This window comes from Streptomyces sp. PSU-S4-23 (assembly GCF_055632315.1).
In genome coordinates this window covers 1,867,389-1,883,355 of record NZ_JBVMUU010000002.1, presented here as the reverse complement: position 1 = coordinate 1,883,355, position 15,967 = coordinate 1,867,389, and the positions used below count along the sequence as shown (strand labels likewise).

Below are 15,967 nucleotides of genomic sequence, written 5' to 3'. Positions count from 1 at the left end.
ACCTTTCCACCAAACGTTTGTTAGGTGCGATTCGACGCTAGCAGTCATCGCATTCCGGCGGGAGGCCCTGTGGACAACTCAGCCGTTCCGTCCCCGGCGTCGGGCGACGGACCATCACGCGGGGACTCCGGCGCGCGCGGGGACTCCGGCGGGACCGTCCGCAGCCTGCACGGCCGGACCGCCGTCGTCACCGGCGGCACCCGCGGCGTCGGGGCCGGGATCGCCCGGGCCTTCGCCGCGGCCGGCGCGGAGGTCGTGGTGTGCGCCCGCCGGCCTCCCGAAGTCCCCCTGCCGGGCATGGAGTTCGTCGCGCTCGACGTGTGCGACCCCACCGCCGTACGGGACTTCTTCGACGCGCTGCCCCGCGTCGACGTGCTGGTCAACAACGCGGGCGGCGCCCCCTACCGGCTCCTCGCCGACGCCGCACCCGAACGGCACGCCCGGGTCGTCGCGCTCAACCTCCTCGCCCCGCTGACCGTCTCGCTCGCGGCCTACCCCCACCTCAGGCGTGCCGGCGGAGCGGTCGTGATGATCGGCAGCGTCAGCGGCGGCCGGCCCTCACCGGGCACGGCCGCGTACGGGGCGGCCAAGGCCGGGGTCGAGAGCCTCGCCCGGTCCATGGCCGTGGAGTGGGCGCCGCGGGTGCGGGTCAACACGCTGGTCGTCGGGATGGTCCGCACCGAGCTGTCCCACCTCCACTACGGGGGCGAGGACGGCGTGGCGGCCGTCTCCCGCACCGTGCCGCTCGGGCGGCTCGCCGAGCCGTCCGACGTCGGCGAGGCCGCCGTCTTCCTCGCCTCGGACGCCGCCGCGTACATCACCGGTGCGAGCCTGCTGGTCCACGGGGGAGGGGAACGCCCGGCGTTCCTCGACGCGGCGACCGTCAACCGCCGCACATGAGACCGCACGTCACGGATGACGGCGCGTCACGGGTGACCGCACGTCACGGATGACGGCACGTCACGGATGACGGCACGTCACGGATGACGGCACGTCACGGATGACGGCACGTCACTGACGGTTTACATCGATGGATCGATCCATCGACACGACGACAAGGGGACAGATGTGACGGGTATCGCCGATGGCCGGGTAGTGGTCGTGACCGGTGCGGGCCGTGGTCTGGGCCGCGCCCACGCTCTCGCGTTCGCCGCCGAGGGCGCGAAGGTCGTCGTCAACGACCTCGGGGTCGGCCTCGACGGGGCGCCCGGCGCCGACAGCCCGGCCGGCCGGGTCGCCGACGAGATCCGCGCGGCCGGCGCGGAGGCGGTCGCCCACGGCGGCGACATCGCGACGGACGCCGGGGCCGCCTCGCTGGTGGCGACCGCCCTGGAGACGTACGGGCGCCTCGACACCCTCGTCAACAACGCCGGGTTCCTGCGCGACCGGATGCTGGTCAACCTCGACGAGGACGACTGGGACGCCGTGCTGCGCGTCCACCTCAAGGGCCACTTCCTGACGCTCAAGCACGCGGCGGCGCACTGGCGGGCCGAGGCGAAGGCGGGACGCGCCCCCCGCGCCCGTGTCGTCAACACCAGCAGCGGGGCGGGGCTGCTGGGCTCGGTGGGGCAGGGGAACTACAGCGCGGCGAAGGCCGGGATCGTCGCGCTGACGCTGGTCGCGGCGGCGGAACTCGGGCGCTACGGCGTGCAGGTCAACGCCATCGCTCCGGCCGCCCGCACCCGGATGACCGAGCGCACGTTCGCCGAGGCGATGGCAGCGCCGGACGCCGGTTTCGACGCGATGGCCCCCGAGAACGTCTCGCCCCTGGTCGTCTGGCTGGGCTCCGCCGGGAGCGCCAGGGTCACCGGGCGGGTCTTCGAGGCCGAGGGCGGGCGGATCACCGTCATGGAGGGGTGGCGGCCGGGCCCGACCGCCGACAAGGGCGCGCGCTGGAGCCCGGCCGAGGCGGGGGAGGCGGCACTGAAGCTGCTGGCGGAGGCCGAGGCGCCGGGGCCGGTGTACGGGGCGGAGTAGCGACGCGGCCCTGCGCACGACGCGGCCCTGCGCACGACGCGGCCCTGCGCCCGGGGCGATGTCGTGGTTGACGGCCGTGTTCGTGTACTGCGCGGTGCCGTGCACGGCACCGCGCCGGCGGGCGGTGGCGCCCACCAGGGGTGAGGACGAGGGCTTCCGCCCGCCTCATCCGCCGCCCGCTGCGGGCACGTCCTCCAACAGGCGGACGATCGCGTCGTGTCCGGTCTGCCGGTTGTCGCCCGCCACCGTCATGCCGTCGCGCACCAGCGTGACCTCCACGGTCACCGTGCCGGGCTCCTGCTCCCAGCGGCGCGTGACGTACGTGTGGCCGGGGCCGTACGCCGCCTCCAGGCCCGCACGGAGTTCCGCCGCGACGTCCGGCGCCCGCAGGCGCCGGGTCTCGGCCAGCGCCTCCCGCCGCGCCCGCGCCCCGTGGGCCAGCAGGGCACGCACGCAGCCGGGGGAGCCGCGCCGGGCGGCCGCCACCAGCGGGGGCTCGCCGGTGGGGCCGGGCAGATCCGGGTCCGCGCCCGCCGCCAGCAACGCCCGTACGACCTCCGCGTGCCCCCACCGCACCGCCCACGTCAGTGCCCGGAACCCGCCCTCCTCGGCCAGATCCGGCGTCGCCCCGGCCGCCAGCAGCACTCGCACGACCTCGGTGCGGCCCCCGCACGCCGCGCCGCACAGCGGCGCGTCGGCGCCCTCGCTGAGGCGGTCGGGGTCGGCGCCGGCCGCCAGCAGCAGCCCTGCGGTGCCCGGCGCGCCGCTCACCGCGGCCTCGTACAGGACGGTCCGGCCCTCCTCGTCGGCCGACTCGGGGCTCACACCCGCGCGCAGCAGTCGCAGGATCGCGTCCTCGTCCCCTTCGCGTACCGCCGTGAACAACCTCCGCGGTCCGTGCCTCACCGGTCGCGGCCGCGTCTCACGTGTCGCACTCCAGCACCGTACGGCACAGCGCGCAGCGCGCCCGCACCCGCCCCCGTACCGGCACCCTGATCCGCTGCCGGCAGGTCGGGCACGGGAACGACACGCGCAGCGGGCCGTGGCCGGAGGAGGTGAAGGAGTACGGGACTCCCGGATGCGGGCCGGGGCCGGCGGAGGGGTGGTCCTGGGCCTGGCGGCGGTCCTTGGCGTAGCGGTGGCGGCCCGTCCAGCCGGCGGCGGTCAGCGGCGGCTGCTGCTCGTCGCGGCGGGCCTGCGCCATGCCCTTGGTGTACGCCGTGTACGCCTGCGGGCTGGTGAACCAGACGGCCGGGTCCTCGCCGAACAGCAGCGCCCGCTTGGCGAGGACGTAGCCGAACTCCTCCGGGGTGAGATAGCCGAGCTTCTGCGACGACATCGCGTCCTCGCGGAAGGCGTCGAGGAGGAGCCAGCCCGCGCCCAGGTAGGTCGTCGCCGTGTCGGTGAGGATCTCGTTGTCACGGGTGCCGGGGAAGGACAGGCCCAGACGGTGCAGGTAGACGTGCATCACCTCGTGCGCGAGCGCCGCGCCGATGTCCCGGCGGTGGGTGCGGAACCGGTCGTTGAGTTCGACGAAGTACTCGGGACCCGCGGCCAGTTCGACGTTCGCCGCGTGCGTCATCTCACGGAAGCTGACGATGATCCGGGCGTCGGGCAGCCGGAAGTGCCGCACGAGTTCCCGTGCCACGCGCTGCGCGCCCAGGTGCAGGTCGTCCTGGTCGCAGAACGCCACGTCGGCGGGGCTCACGCTGGTCGCGAAGGTGTGGATGGTGTCGTACGAGAGCCGTTTGTACAGCGCGGTGATGGCCGACCGCACCGTCTCCAGATGCGGATAGCCGTGCTCCACCGGTCCGCCGTTCGCCACGGCCGCACCCCCTGAAGACGCCAGCACTGCCTTCCACTGTAGGCGCGCTTCCTCCTGGTGGCGGGGCGTGCGCGGGCGCCCGGACGGGGCGTCGCACGGCCCTGTGGCCGGAAAACCCTTCTTGTCGCCCCCCTCGGCGCTTCAAATAATTTGCACAGTCTTGGCGGGAGCATGTCATTGACGCTCTTCCGTGCTGCCGCCATGCGGTCAACCCCCCACGGAAGGAAACGCGTTGAAGCTCCTGAAGAAGATCGGCGGCCTCAACAGAGCCTTCGCGACGGTCGCCGTCGCGCTGGCCGCCCTCTCGCTCCAGCCCCTGTCCGCCCATGCCGCCCCCCAGCCCGTCGTCGGCGGGACGCGGGCCGCGCAGGGCGAGTTCCCGTTCATGGTCCGGCTCTCCATGGGCTGCGGCGGTGCGCTGTATGCCAAGAACATCGTCCTGACCGCCGCGCACTGTGTGAGCGGATCCGGCTCCAACACCTCGATCACCGCCACGGCGGGCGTCGTCGACCTGCAGAGCGGCAGCGCGATCAAGGTGAAGTCGACCAAGGTGCTGCAGGCCCCCGGCTACAACGGCAAAGGCAGGGACTGGGCCCTGATCAAGCTCGCCCAGCCCATCGACCTGCCCACCCTGAAGACCGCCACCACCACCGCGTACAACAGCGGCGACTTCACCGTCGCCGGCTGGGGCGCCGCCCGCGAGGGCGGCGGCCAGCAGCGTTACCTGCTCAAGGCCACGGTCCCCTTCGTCGACGACGCCACCTGTGAGCAGGCGTACGGCAGCGATCTGGTGCCCGGCGAGGAGATCTGCGCCGGCTTCCCGCAGGGCGGCGTCGACACCTGCCAGGGCGACTCCGGCGGGCCCATGTTCCGCAAGGACGACACCGGCGCCTACGTCCAGGTCGGCATCGTCAGCTGGGGCCAGGGCTGCGCACGGCCCGGCTACCCGGGCGTCTACACCGAGGTCTCCACGTTCGCGGCCGACATAGCCCAGGCCGCCTCGGGCCTCTGACCGGAATCCGCGCGTACCCCTCGCGGGTACGCGGGCGCCCGCGGCCCGCCCCGGCCGCGGGCGCCCCCTCCCGCCATCCGCCGCGCCCGGCCGCCGCCGCGGTCACCGGTCCGGTCCGGGCCCGCCAGCGTGGTCACCGGTCCGGTCTGGGCCCGCGGCTGTCACCGGCCGGGTCCGGGCCCGCCGTCGTGGTCACCGGGCCGGTCGGCCGGTCCGGGCCCGCCGCGACAGCGGCGACCCGTCCGGGGGCGCCCCGGCGCCCGGAATCCGCGCCCGGCACGACACCGGCCCCTCGGCCCCGGCCGTGTCGCGCACTCCTGCACCGACCGCCCGGCCTCCGTCCGGGGCGCGCCCGCTCCCGGCCACCTCCGCAGGACCGAGAGCCTCCGCCGGGCGCGCCCGGGCTCGTGCCGCGGCTCGCGCGCCGGGCTCGTGCCGCGGCATCGCGGGCCCGTGGCCCGGAACCCGTGCGCTCCGGCGGCGATCCCTCGCACCCTGCGGGCCTGATCCGGCACCGAAGCGGTGGCGATCGAGGACCCGCACGCCCCGTAGGCTGGGCGCCCATGACCACCCGCCACACCGCCAACGGCGAAGTCGACCCGGCCGTGCGCGCCGAACTCGCCCGGCTGCGCGACAGCATCGACAACATCGACGCCGCCGTCGTCCACATGCTCGCCGAACGCTTCAAGTGCACCCAGCAGGTCGGCCACCTCAAGGCCGCGCACCAGCTGCCGCCCGCCGACCCGGCCCGCGAGGCCACCCAGATCGCCCGGCTGCGCCGGCTCGCCGAGAGCGCCAAACTCGACCCCGCGTTCGCGGAGAAGCTCCTGAACTTCATCGTCGCCGAGGTCATCCGCCACCACGAACGCATCGCCGAGGACGTCACGGGCAGCACCCCCGCCCCGGGAGAGTGACCGGCGGGGGTGGCCGGGCATGCCGCGGCGAGCCCCCTGACCGGACCGACCGGGCCCGCGATGCCGCGGCGCCGGCCCCGGCGCGCGAGCCGCGGCACGATCCCGGGCACGCCCGGCGGAATGAGACCACCACCGGCGTCGGCCGCCGGCCTCCGGGAGGCGGTGCGTCACCCGGATGAAGCGGGCGCCCGGGGGCGCACGACCGGCGCCCCCACCAGTCCGGGAGCGCCCCCGGAGACGGACATAGAACGTGTACCGGACCGCCCCTGTGCGCTGTCGGCGGCATCGGGCAGCATGTCCCTCATGTCCGTACTGACGCGCGACGAAGCGCAGACCCGTGCCAGGCTCCTCGACGTCCACCGCTACGAGATCACCCTCGACCTGACCCGTGGCGACGAGACCTTCGACTCCCGTACCGTCATCCGCTTCACGGTGCGTTCGGACCAGGACGGCACGGACACCTTCGTCGAGCTCAAGCCCGCCGAACTGCGCTCCGCCACCCTCGACGGACAGCCCCTCGACCCGGAGACCCTCGTCGGGAACCGGCTGCCGCTGAAGGCCCTCCCCGCGGGGGAGCACGAACTGCGCCTCGACACCCTCATGCGCTACTCGCGCACCGGCGAGGGCATGCACCGCTTCACCGACCCCACCGACGGCGAGACCTACGTCTACACCCAGCTGTTCCTGGACGACGTCCAGCGCGTCTTCGCCGCCTTCGACCAGCCCGACCTCAAGGCCGTCTTCGACCTGACGGTCACCGCACCCGACGGCTGGAGCGTCCTCGCCAACGGCACCACCACACACGACGGCAACGGCACCTGGCGGGCCGCCACCACGCCCGTCATCTCCACCTATCTGGTCGCCGTCGCCGCCGGACCCTGGCACTCCGTGCACACCGAACACCGCGGGCTGCCCTTCGGCATCCACTGCCGCCGCTCCCTCGCCCCCCACCTCGACGCCGACGCGGACGAACTCTTCGAGATCACCCGCCAGTGCTACGACCGCTACCACGAGAAGTTCGAGGAGCCCTACCCCTTCGACTCCTACGACCAGGCGTTCGTCCCCGAGTTCAACGCCGGCGCCATGGAGAACCCCGGCCTCGTCACCTTCCGCGACGACTTCGTCTACCGCTCCGCCGTCACCGACACCGAGCGGCAGACCCGCGCCATGGTCATCGCCCACGAGATGGCCCACATGTGGTTCGGCGACCTCGTCACCCTGCGCTGGTGGGACGACATCTGGCTGAACGAGTCCTTCGCCGAGTACATGGGCTACCAGACCCTCACCGAAGCCACCCGCTTCACCGACACATGGACCCACTTCGGCGTCGCCCGCAAGTCCTGGGGATACGACGCCGACCAACGCCCCTCCACCCACCCCGTGGCCCCCGAAGCGGTCGACGACACCGCCTCCGCGCTCCTCAACTTCGACGGCATCTCCTACGCCAAGGGCGCCTCCGCCCTGCGGCAACTGGTGGCCTGGCTCGGCGAGAAGGACTTCCTCGCCGGCATCAACACCCACATCGCCCGCCACCGCTTCGGCAACGCCTCCCTCGCCGACTTCATCGACTCCCTCGCCAGCGCAACCGAACGCGACGTGCACGCCTGGGCCGACACCTGGCTGCGCACCAGCGGCGTCGACACCCTCACCCCCCGGCTCACGCACGCCGAGGGCACCTGCTCGCTCACCGTCGACCACCACGGCAGCCGCCCGCACCGCATCACCGTCGGCCTCTACGACCAGGACCTCGCCGACAACGGCGGCCTCACCCTGCGCGAGCGCCTCGCCCTGGACATCCCGCAGAGCGCGCCACGGCCCCTGGGCAAGCGCCCCGCCCTGCTCCTGCTCAACGACGGCGACCTCACCTACGCCAAGGTCCGCTTCGACCCCGAGTCCTTCCAGACCCTGCGGGGGGCCCTGTCCGGACTGCCCGAACCGCTCACCCGGGCCGTCGTCTGGAACGCCCTGCGCGACGCCGTGCGCGACGGCCACCTCCCCGCCGCCGCCTACCTGGAGACCGCCCGCGCCCATCTGCCGCGCGAGACGGACCTGGCCCTCGCCGAAGGCGTCCTCGCCTTCGCCTCCGTCCACGTCGCCGACTGCTATCTGCCCGCGGCCGACCGGCCCGCCGCGCTCACCACCCTCACCAGCCTGTGCCGCGACCTCATCCGCCGCACCGAGGACGGTTCGCACCCCGGCCTGCGGCTGACCGCCGTACGCCACTTCATCGACGCCGCCGCCCACCCCGACACCATCGCCGCCTGGCTCGCCGACGGCACCGTGCCCGGCGGACCCGAACTCGACCCCGAACTGCGCTGGCGCATCCTCGGCAGGCTCGCCGTCCTCGGCGCCGTCGACGAGCCCACCATCGCCGGGGAACTCCACCGCGACCCGAGCGCCACCGGCCGGGAAGGCGCCGCCCGCTGCCGCGCCGCACTCCCGGACCCCGATGCCAAACGGCGCGCCTGGGAGGCCATGTTCACCACCGACGACCTCTCCAACTACCTGTTCACCGCCACCGCCCAGGGCTTCTGGCAGCCCGAACAGGCCGACCTGGTCGAGGAGTACGCCGACCGCTACTGGAGCGACGCGCCCGCCGTCGCCGCCCGCCGCGGCCCCGCCGTCGCCGTCGCCGCCGGCCGCTGGGCCTTCCCCCGCCACCTCGTCTCCGCGGACACCCTCAGCCGGGGCGAGCAGTGCCTGCGCGAGGCCGACCTCACCCCCGCCCTGCACCGCACACTCGTCGACCAACTCGACGACCTGGGACGCGCCCTGCGCATCCGCGAGGCATAGCCCCCGGCCGGCCGGCGCGCGGTCCGACACCGGGCGCCGGCCGGTACCGGGAACGCTACTGCCTTACCACACCGCCAACCATTCCGTCCCCCGGCAATACCCCCTCCCGGTCTGATCGTTGTCCTCTTCGGGTGGGCCGGACCCTCGCAGGCGGCTTGACCCGCCCGCCGAGCGCCTGGAGGACGTCCCATGAGCCTGCCGCCCCTCGCCTCGGGACCCCAAGGCCCCGCCGCGCTGCGGCCGTTGCTGGACACCGTCCTCCACGCCCTGCGGGAGGGCGCACGATCACGCGGCGGCCCGCTGCCCGCGGGCGGGCCCCGAGCGGTCGCCGCACGAGTGCGCGACGCCGCCGGCGACGTACTGCCGCAGGAGGGCGACCCGGACGCGCTACGAGCCCTCGTCCACGCCCTCGCCGAGGGCTCCGCCGACCCCGCCGACCCGCTGTGCGCCGCCCATCTGCACTGCCCGCCCCTTGCCGTTGCCACCGCCGCCGACCTTGCCGCCTGCGCCCTCAACCCCTCCCTCGACTCCTGGGACCAGGCGCCCGCCGCCTCGGAACTGGAGGCGCTCGTCACCCGGGCCCTGGCCAGTGAGGCCGGCGCCGCCGACGCCCTCGTCACCACCGGCGGCACCGAGTCCAACCAGCTCGCCCTCCTCCTCGCCCGCGAATCCCACGGCGGCGTCCGGCTCGTCTGCGGATCCAACGCCCACCACTCCCTGACCCGCGCCGCCTGGCTCCTGGGGCTGCCCGAACCCGTCGTCGTCCCCGCCCCCCGCGGCATCCTCGACCCCGCGGCCCTCGCCGCCGCCCTCGCCGGCCTCACCGGCCCCCTCCTCGTCGCCGCCACCGCCGGCACCACCGACGCAGGGCTCATCGACCCGCTGCCCGAGATCGCCGAACTCAGCGCCCACCACGGCGCCCGCCTCCACATCGACGCCGCCTACGGAGGCGGACTCCTCTTCAGCGACCACCACCGCGCACGGCTCACCGGCCTCGACCGCGCCCACACCATCACCCTCGACCTGCACAAACTCGGCTGGCAGCCCGTCGCCGCCGGCCTCCTCGCCGTCCACGACCCCCACGACCTGGACGCACTGCGCCACCGCGCCGACTACCTCAACGCCGACGACGACACCGAAGCCGGCCTCCCCGACCTCCTCGGCCGCTCCCTGCGCACCACCCGCCGGCCCGACATCCTCAAGATCGCCGTCACCCTCAAGGCCCTCGGCCGCACCGGACTCGGCTCCCTCACCGACCACGTCTGCGCCCGCGCACAGGAGTTCGCCCGCCTCGTCCGGGCGCACCCCGCCTTCGAACTCCACGACCGGCCCACCATCAGCACCGTCCTGTTCCGGCCCGCCGCCGCGTCCGACGAAACCGTCGCCGCCGTCCGCCGCGCCCTCCTGCACGACGGCCGCGCCGTCCTCGGCCGCGCCCGCCTCGACGGCCGCCTCTGGCTCAAGGCCACCCTCCTCAACCCCCACACCCGGCCCGGCGACCTGGCCGCGCTCCTGAATCTGGTGGAAGGAAGCACGCCCCGATGACCCACCCCCGACACCACGAGCCCGACACCCCCCGCGACCTGGTCGGCATCGGCATCGGCCCGCTCAACCTCTCCCTCGCCGCCCTCGCCCACCCCCTGGCCGAACTCGACACCGCCTTCTACGAACAGCGCCCCGGGTTCGACTGGCACCCGGGCCTGCTCATCGACGGCACCACCCTCCAGGTGCCCTTCCTCGCCGACCTGGTGACCCTCGCCGACCCGACCAGCCCGTGGTCCTTCCTCAACTACCTCAAGGCCCGCGACCGCCTCTTCCCCTTCTACTTCGCCGAGCGCTTCCACATCCAGCGCGCCGAGTACGACGCCTACTGCCGCTGGGTCGCCGGCAACCTCCCCGGACTCCACTTCGGCCACCAGGTCGACGCCGTCCGCTGGAACCCCGCACGCGAGGTCTTCGAAGTCGACTTCCTCCACATCGGCGAGGACGGCGCGGCCACCTCACTCGGCCGCACCCACGCGCGCAACATCGTCCTGGGCGTCGGCACCGCGCCGTACGTGCCCGAACCCCTGGAACCCCTCGTCGACACCCCCGGCGTGCCCGTCATCCACGCCGCGGACTATCTCCAGCACCGGGAGGCGTTCCTCGCCGCCGACCACATCACCGTCATCGGCGCGGGCCAGTCGGGTGCCGAGGTCTTCCTCGACCTCCTCCGCCACCGCCCCGCCGGCCGGGAGAGGATCCACTGGCTCGCCCGCACCGAGGCCTTCGCCCCCATGGAGTACTCCAAGCTCGGCCTGGAACACTTCACCCCCGACTACACGCGCTATTTCCACGGCCTCGCCGAACCCGTCCGCGACCGCCTCATCTGCGCCCAGTGGCAGCTCCACAAGGGCATCGACACCGACACCATCGCCGCCATCCACGACGAGCTCTACCGGCGCAGCCTCCACGGCGGATGGCCCGACGCCGTACTCACCCCCGGCGTCCACGTCCGCACCGCCGGACGCATCGCCACCACCATGGTCGAACTGCACCTGGAACACGTCCAGCAGCGCACCCGCTCGCGCCTCACCACCAACGCCGTCGTACTCGCCACCGGCTACCGCGAGCGCCCCCTGGACCGCATCCTCGCCGGACTCGACCGGCACCTGAGCCGCGACAGGAGCGAACGCCCCCGCATCGACGGCCAGTTCCGCATGGTCCTCGACCCCGCCGTCACCGGCTCGGTCTACGTCCAGAACGCCGAACTCCACACCCACGGCGTCGGCACCCCTGACCTCGGGCTCGCCGCCTGGCGCAGCGCCACCATCCTCAACTCCCTCACCGGCAAGGACCCCTACCCGCTGCCCCGGCGCACCGCCTTCACGACCTTCGGCCTCCAGGAACCCGCCCCGATCCCGCCCGCCCGGCGGGGCGAGGCCCTCGCGCCCCTCGCCGACGGACGCTAGAAGCGCGACGGCGCCCTCACGGGGCGCCGTCGGCCTCACGGGGCGCGCGCAGCTAGAACACCGGCGTGCCGTTCCGGGTCAGCTTCCAGTCCACCGACGCGAAGTCCCGCGGATCCAGGACCTTCTTCGCCGTCACCCACTCCGCGATCCTGGTCCGGATCTCCGTCGACTCCGACCACACCTCCCGTGCCGTCGCGACGTGCGGGAAGGCGCCACCGCCGTTCGCGCGGTAGTTGTTCACCGCGAACACGAACTGCTGCGCGTCGTCCAGCACCGCACCGCCGAACGTCAGGTTCCTGATCCGCGAACCCGCCGGCTGCGCGATGTCGATCTCGTACCGGAGGCCCGACACATAGTCGTAGTTGTAGTCGGGACGGTTGTTCGCGTTGGTGAGCTTGTCCACGTCGACCGCGGCGTCCGCCGCCGTCTGCACGTAGTACTCCGCCGAGTACTCCAGGTACGCCCGCACCTGGGCGCCCGTCATCAGCTTCGCCACCAGCGTGTTGTCGTAGACGTACAGACTCGACAGATCCCGGATCGTCACCTCACCGGCCGGGATCTCGGACGTCCGCGAGAACGGCGACGCCTGCGCGATCACCGGCAGCGAGGCGTACTCCGTGCCCGCCAGCGCCGCCCTGACCACATCCTCCTGCACCGTGGTGATCAGATCGATGATCGGGGCGTCCTTGTAGCGCGCCTCGACCGTCGTCAGCGTCTGCGTCGCCTCGCCCACGACCTGGTTCACGTACGCCACCACGGCCGCGTGCTCGTCGGACAGCAGCCGGGTGATCTCCGGGTCGTCGGCGACGGCGTTGGAGTTGCGCAGGGACGCCGCGACCGACTCCACCTCCCACCTGCCCCTCTCGAACACCAACTCGATGTCGAAGAGCGTCAGCCGCTCCGCGTAGCACAGCGGCTCGGACAGCACGACCGTCCGCCCCGTCTGCTCGTTCGTGACCTTCAACTCCGGGATCTCCACATGCGCGTGCCCCACGAGGATCGCGTCGATCCCCGGAACCTGCCTGGCCACATTGGCCGCCGCGTTCTCCACGTACGGCACCTGGTCCCCGTAGGACGACGTACCCGACGCGCCCGAGTGCGCCGACACCACCACCACGTCCGCGCCCATCGACCGCAGCTTCGGCACCCACTTCGCCGCCTGCTCCTCCAGACCCGGGAACGTCAGCCTGCCCTGCACATACGCCTTGTCCCAGATCGCGATACCCGGATTGGTCAGACCCAGCACCGCCACCCTCACCGGCGGGGCGCCCCGGACCCGGAACTTCTTGATGACATACGGAGGGAACGCCGGCTTCGACGTCTTCGCGTCCAGCGCGTTCGCACCGAGCAGCGGGAAGCGGCACTGCGCCTCGAACGCCCGCAGCGTCTCGATGCCGTAGTTGAACTCGTGGTTCCCGAGCGCCACCGCGTCATACCCGATCGCGTTCATCGCCTGCGCCATCGGATGCACCGGACCGTCCTCGGCGGTGATCGGATCGACCTTGGCGTAGTAGTACGCCAGCGGAGTGCCCTGGATCGTGTCGCCCGCGTCCAGCAGCAGGGTGTTGCAGTGGCCCTTCTCCTGTCTGACCTGCTTGACCAGGGTCGAGATCCGCGCCAGCCCCTGGGCGTTGCCCGCCTTGTCCGCGTACTCCGCGTCCTTGAAGTAGTCCCAGTTGAACACGTGCCCGTGCAGATCCGTCGTACCCATCACCGTCAGGGAGTACCGCTTGCGGCGCCCGCCCGACGGGACGCCCGACGCGGCGCGGGCCGCCGGAGCCGCCGCGGCACCCGTCAGCGCCACCCCCGCCCCGGTCGCAGCGGATCTCTTCAGGAACTTCCGGCGGTTCAACGGCATGTCTGCGACTCCTCGGAAAACGGTCAACGACGCGCGTAGATTCTGGCTTGTCCATGACGAACCGCAACAGACCCCGCAGGTTGCGATCTGATGACCGGAACATGCACCCCCACGGCGCATCGGTGACAGAGTGGGACGTATGACCTCCAGCCCCGCCCCGGCCCCCGCTCCCTACGGCACCCCCGACGCCCCCCGCATCGCCGTCTGCGGAGAGGCCCACCTCGAAGCCGACCCCGAGATCGCCCGCATCGGCGTCACCGTCAGCGCCCGCGGCACCGACCGCCACACCGCACTCGACGACCTCACACGCCGCAACGCCGCCGCCCTCGACCTCATCAAGAGCTACGGGCAGGCGGTCGAGAAACTGGAGACCGGAGCCTTCACCCTCAGCCCCGAACTCACCAAGTACGGCCGCGGCGAACGCGTCCGCGCCTACCACGGCCGTGTGCACCTCACCGCCGAACTCACCGACTTCACCGCGCTCGGCGAACTCACCACCCGCCTTGCCGACCTCGAACTCACCCGCGTCGACGGCCCCTGGTGGTCCCTCCGCCCCGACTCACCCGCCCACCGTACGGCCCGGCAGCAGGCCGTACGCGAGGCGGTACAGCGCGCCCGCGAGTACGCCGAGGCCCTCGACACCACCCTCACCGCCCTCGTCGAACTCGCCGACATCGGCGCCGAGGACGCCCACCCCATCGCGGTCGCCGCCGCCCCCGCCATGCGGTCCATGGCCTACGGTGCCGCCGCCCCCGAAGAGGCCGCGCCCCTCGACCTCGAACCCGAGCGCCAGCACATCTACGCCCGCGTCAACGCCCGGTTCACCATGGCGCCCCCGCGGCTGTAGTCACCCGGACAACCCCCCGGGGCCAGGCCCGGAAAACCGCGGACAGGCGGGCCGGAAGAGACCCGGCGGCCACCGGGAACACCCCAGGAACACCCCAGGAACACCCCCGGGAATATCCCGGGATGCTCATCGGAGCACGCCACCGCACAATTCAACACTTGTCAATAATGCTTCACCCAAAGGTTGTTGAGTAGTCACGCCCGGCCAATTCTCTACCCGCCGGTAAGCCCTAGGCTCGAACCATGCGCCGAGCAAAGATCGTCTGCACCCTGGGACCCGCCACCGACTCGTACGACCAGATCAAGGCACTGGTAGAAGCCGGAATGGACGTCGCCCGCTTCAACCTCAGCCACGGCAGCCAGGCCGACCACGAGGAGCGCTACCAGCGCGTGCGGAAGGCCGCCGACGAGACCGGCCGCAGCATCGGAATCCTCGCCGACCTTCAGGGCCCGAAGATCCGACTCGGCCGGTTCACCGAAGGCCCCGTACTCCTTGAACGCGGCGACACCTTCACCATCACCGTCGAGGAAGGCACCGAAGGCGACCGCCACACCTGCGGAACCACCTACGCCGGACTGGCCGCCGACGTCACCCCCGGCGAACGCATCCTCGTCGACGACGGCAAGGTCGCCCTCGAAGTCACCTCCGTCGACGGCCCCCGCGTCCACACCACCGTCGTCGAAGGCGGCATGGTCTCCGACCACAAGGGACTCAACCTCCCCGGCGTCGCCGTCTCCGTCCCCGCCCTCTCCAAGAAGGACGAGGACGACCTCCGCTGGGCCCTGCGCACCGGCTTCGACGTCATCGCCCTCTCCTTCGTCCGCAGCGGCCGGGACATCACGGAGGTCCACCGCATCATGGACGAGCAGGGCCGCCGCCTCCCCGTCATCGCCAAGATCGAGAAACCGCAGGCCGTCGAGGACATCGACGACATCGTGGCCGCCTTCGACGGCATCATGGTCGCCCGCGGCGACCTCGGTGTCGAAATGCCCCTGGAACAGGTCCCCATCGTCCAGAAACGCGCCATCAAGCTCGCCAGGCGCAACGCCAAGCCCGTCATCGTCGCCACCCAGATGCTCGACTCGATGGTCGACAACTCCCGCCCGACCAGGGCCGAGGCATCCGACGTGGCCAACGCGGTGATCGACGGCACGGACGCGGTGATGCTCTCCGGCGAGACCAGCGTCGGCAAATACGCCACCGAGACGGTCAGGACGATGGCCCGCATCGTGGAAGCGGCGGAGGAGGACATCCTCGCCAAGGGCCTGTCCCCGCTGACGGAACGCAGCAAGCCGCGCACCCAGGGCGGCGCCGTCGCCCGCGCGGCCGCCGAGATGGGCGACTTCCTCGGCGCGAAGTTCCTCGTCGCCTTCACCCAGTCCGGCGACACCGCCCGCCGACTGTCCCGCTACCGCTCCCCGATCCCCCTCCTGGCCTTCACGCCCGCCCCGGCCACCCGCTCCCAGCTCAACCTCACCTGGGGCGTGGAGACGTTCCTGGGCCCGCACGTCGACTCCACGGACGCGATGGTCGACCAGGTCGACGAACTGCTGCTGAAGTACGGCCGCTGCCAGAAGGGCGACACCGTGGTGATCACGGCCGGCTCGCCGCCCGGGGTGCCGGGCTCGACGAACATGGTCCGGGTGCACCGCATCGGAGAGGAAGACAGGCCGAGGTAGGGGCCGTGGCCCTCCCCGCGGTCCTTCCCCACGCTGGGGGCGGTGGTCAGTACTTGGGGCCCACGTGTACGTTGCGCTTGCGTTCACCGGCGACCAGGCGAGTCGTCCAGT

The 15,967-nt window shown here is 72.6% G+C and carries 12 protein-coding genes; 9 read left to right on the top strand and 3 right to left on the bottom strand.

Annotation, left to right across the window (positions count from 1 at the left end; genetic code table 11):
- Positions 1-165 precede the first annotated feature (165 nt).
- Both ACZ79I_RS09395 and ACZ79I_RS09390 read left to right on the top strand, forming a co-directional pair.
- The gene (locus tag ACZ79I_RS09395) at positions 166-900 is read left to right on the top strand and encodes an SDR family oxidoreductase (RefSeq protein WP_471504851.1); all 735 of its coding nucleotides are present in this window, start codon (positions 166-168) and stop codon (positions 898-900) included.
- A 168-nt stretch (positions 901-1,068) separates the two neighbouring features.
- Positions 1,069-1,977, top strand: a complete 909-nt coding sequence (locus ACZ79I_RS09390) for an SDR family oxidoreductase (protein WP_471495956.1) — start codon at positions 1,069-1,071, stop codon at positions 1,975-1,977.
- Between the two features lie 165 nt (positions 1,978-2,142).
- Here the strand turns inward: ACZ79I_RS09390 and ACZ79I_RS09385 are convergent, their stop codons facing one another.
- A complete protein-coding gene (locus ACZ79I_RS09385) occupies positions 2,143-2,862 on the bottom strand; it encodes an ankyrin repeat domain-containing protein (protein ID WP_471495954.1) in 720 nt (239 codons plus the stop codon).
- 37 nt (positions 2,863-2,899) lie between these two features.
- On the bottom strand, positions 2,900-3,802 hold the full coding sequence (locus ACZ79I_RS09380; RefSeq protein ID WP_471504848.1) for a hypothetical protein: 903 nt from the start codon (positions 3,800-3,802) through the stop codon (positions 2,900-2,902).
- Between the two features lie 241 nt (positions 3,803-4,043).
- Here ACZ79I_RS09380 and ACZ79I_RS09375 point away from each other — a divergent pair, with 241 nt between their 5' ends.
- From ACZ79I_RS09375 to ACZ79I_RS09355, 5 genes are all read left to right on the top strand, one after another.
- Complete coding sequence (locus tag ACZ79I_RS09375; RefSeq protein WP_471504846.1) at positions 4,044-4,814, top strand: S1 family peptidase; 771 nt, start codon at positions 4,044-4,046, stop codon at positions 4,812-4,814.
- Between the two features lie 563 nt (positions 4,815-5,377).
- Positions 5,378-5,728 carry a chorismate mutase gene (locus ACZ79I_RS09370; RefSeq protein WP_471495952.1) on the top strand — a complete coding sequence of 117 codons (351 nt, stop codon included), beginning with the start codon at positions 5,378-5,380 and terminating at the stop codon, positions 5,726-5,728.
- A gap of 294 nt (positions 5,729-6,022) precedes the next feature.
- Complete coding sequence (gene pepN / locus ACZ79I_RS09365; RefSeq protein WP_471495950.1) at positions 6,023-8,521, top strand: aminopeptidase N; 2,499 nt, start codon at positions 6,023-6,025, stop codon at positions 8,519-8,521.
- A gap of 189 nt (positions 8,522-8,710) precedes the next feature.
- Positions 8,711-10,066: a pyridoxal phosphate-dependent decarboxylase family protein gene (locus ACZ79I_RS09360; protein ID WP_471495948.1), complete on the top strand. Its 1,356-nt coding sequence runs from the start codon at positions 8,711-8,713 to the stop codon at positions 10,064-10,066.
- Complete coding sequence (locus tag ACZ79I_RS09355; protein WP_471495946.1) at positions 10,063-11,472, top strand: lysine N(6)-hydroxylase/L-ornithine N(5)-oxygenase family protein; 1,410 nt, start codon at positions 10,063-10,065, stop codon at positions 11,470-11,472. The genes ACZ79I_RS09360 and ACZ79I_RS09355 overlap by 4 nt, the downstream gene beginning before the upstream one ends.
- 52 nt (positions 11,473-11,524) lie before the next feature.
- On the opposite strand, the gene ACZ79I_RS09350 is transcribed toward ACZ79I_RS09355, so the two are convergent.
- On the bottom strand, positions 11,525-13,330 hold the full coding sequence (locus ACZ79I_RS09350) for a bifunctional metallophosphatase/5'-nucleotidase (RefSeq protein WP_471495944.1): 1,806 nt from the start codon (positions 13,328-13,330) through the stop codon (positions 11,525-11,527).
- Positions 13,331-13,469: 139 nt separating this feature from the next.
- On the opposite strand from ACZ79I_RS09350, the gene ACZ79I_RS09345 reads away from it, so the two are divergent.
- Positions 13,470-14,177: an SIMPL domain-containing protein gene (locus tag ACZ79I_RS09345; RefSeq protein WP_471495942.1), complete on the top strand. Its 708-nt coding sequence runs from the start codon at positions 13,470-13,472 to the stop codon at positions 14,175-14,177.
- Positions 14,178-14,419: 242 nt separating this feature from the next.
- Positions 14,420-15,856, top strand: coding sequence for a pyruvate kinase (pyk, locus tag ACZ79I_RS09340; RefSeq protein ID WP_471495940.1), 1,437 nt, complete (start codon positions 14,420-14,422; stop codon positions 15,854-15,856).
- The last annotated feature ends 111 nt before the right edge of the window (positions 15,857-15,967 follow it).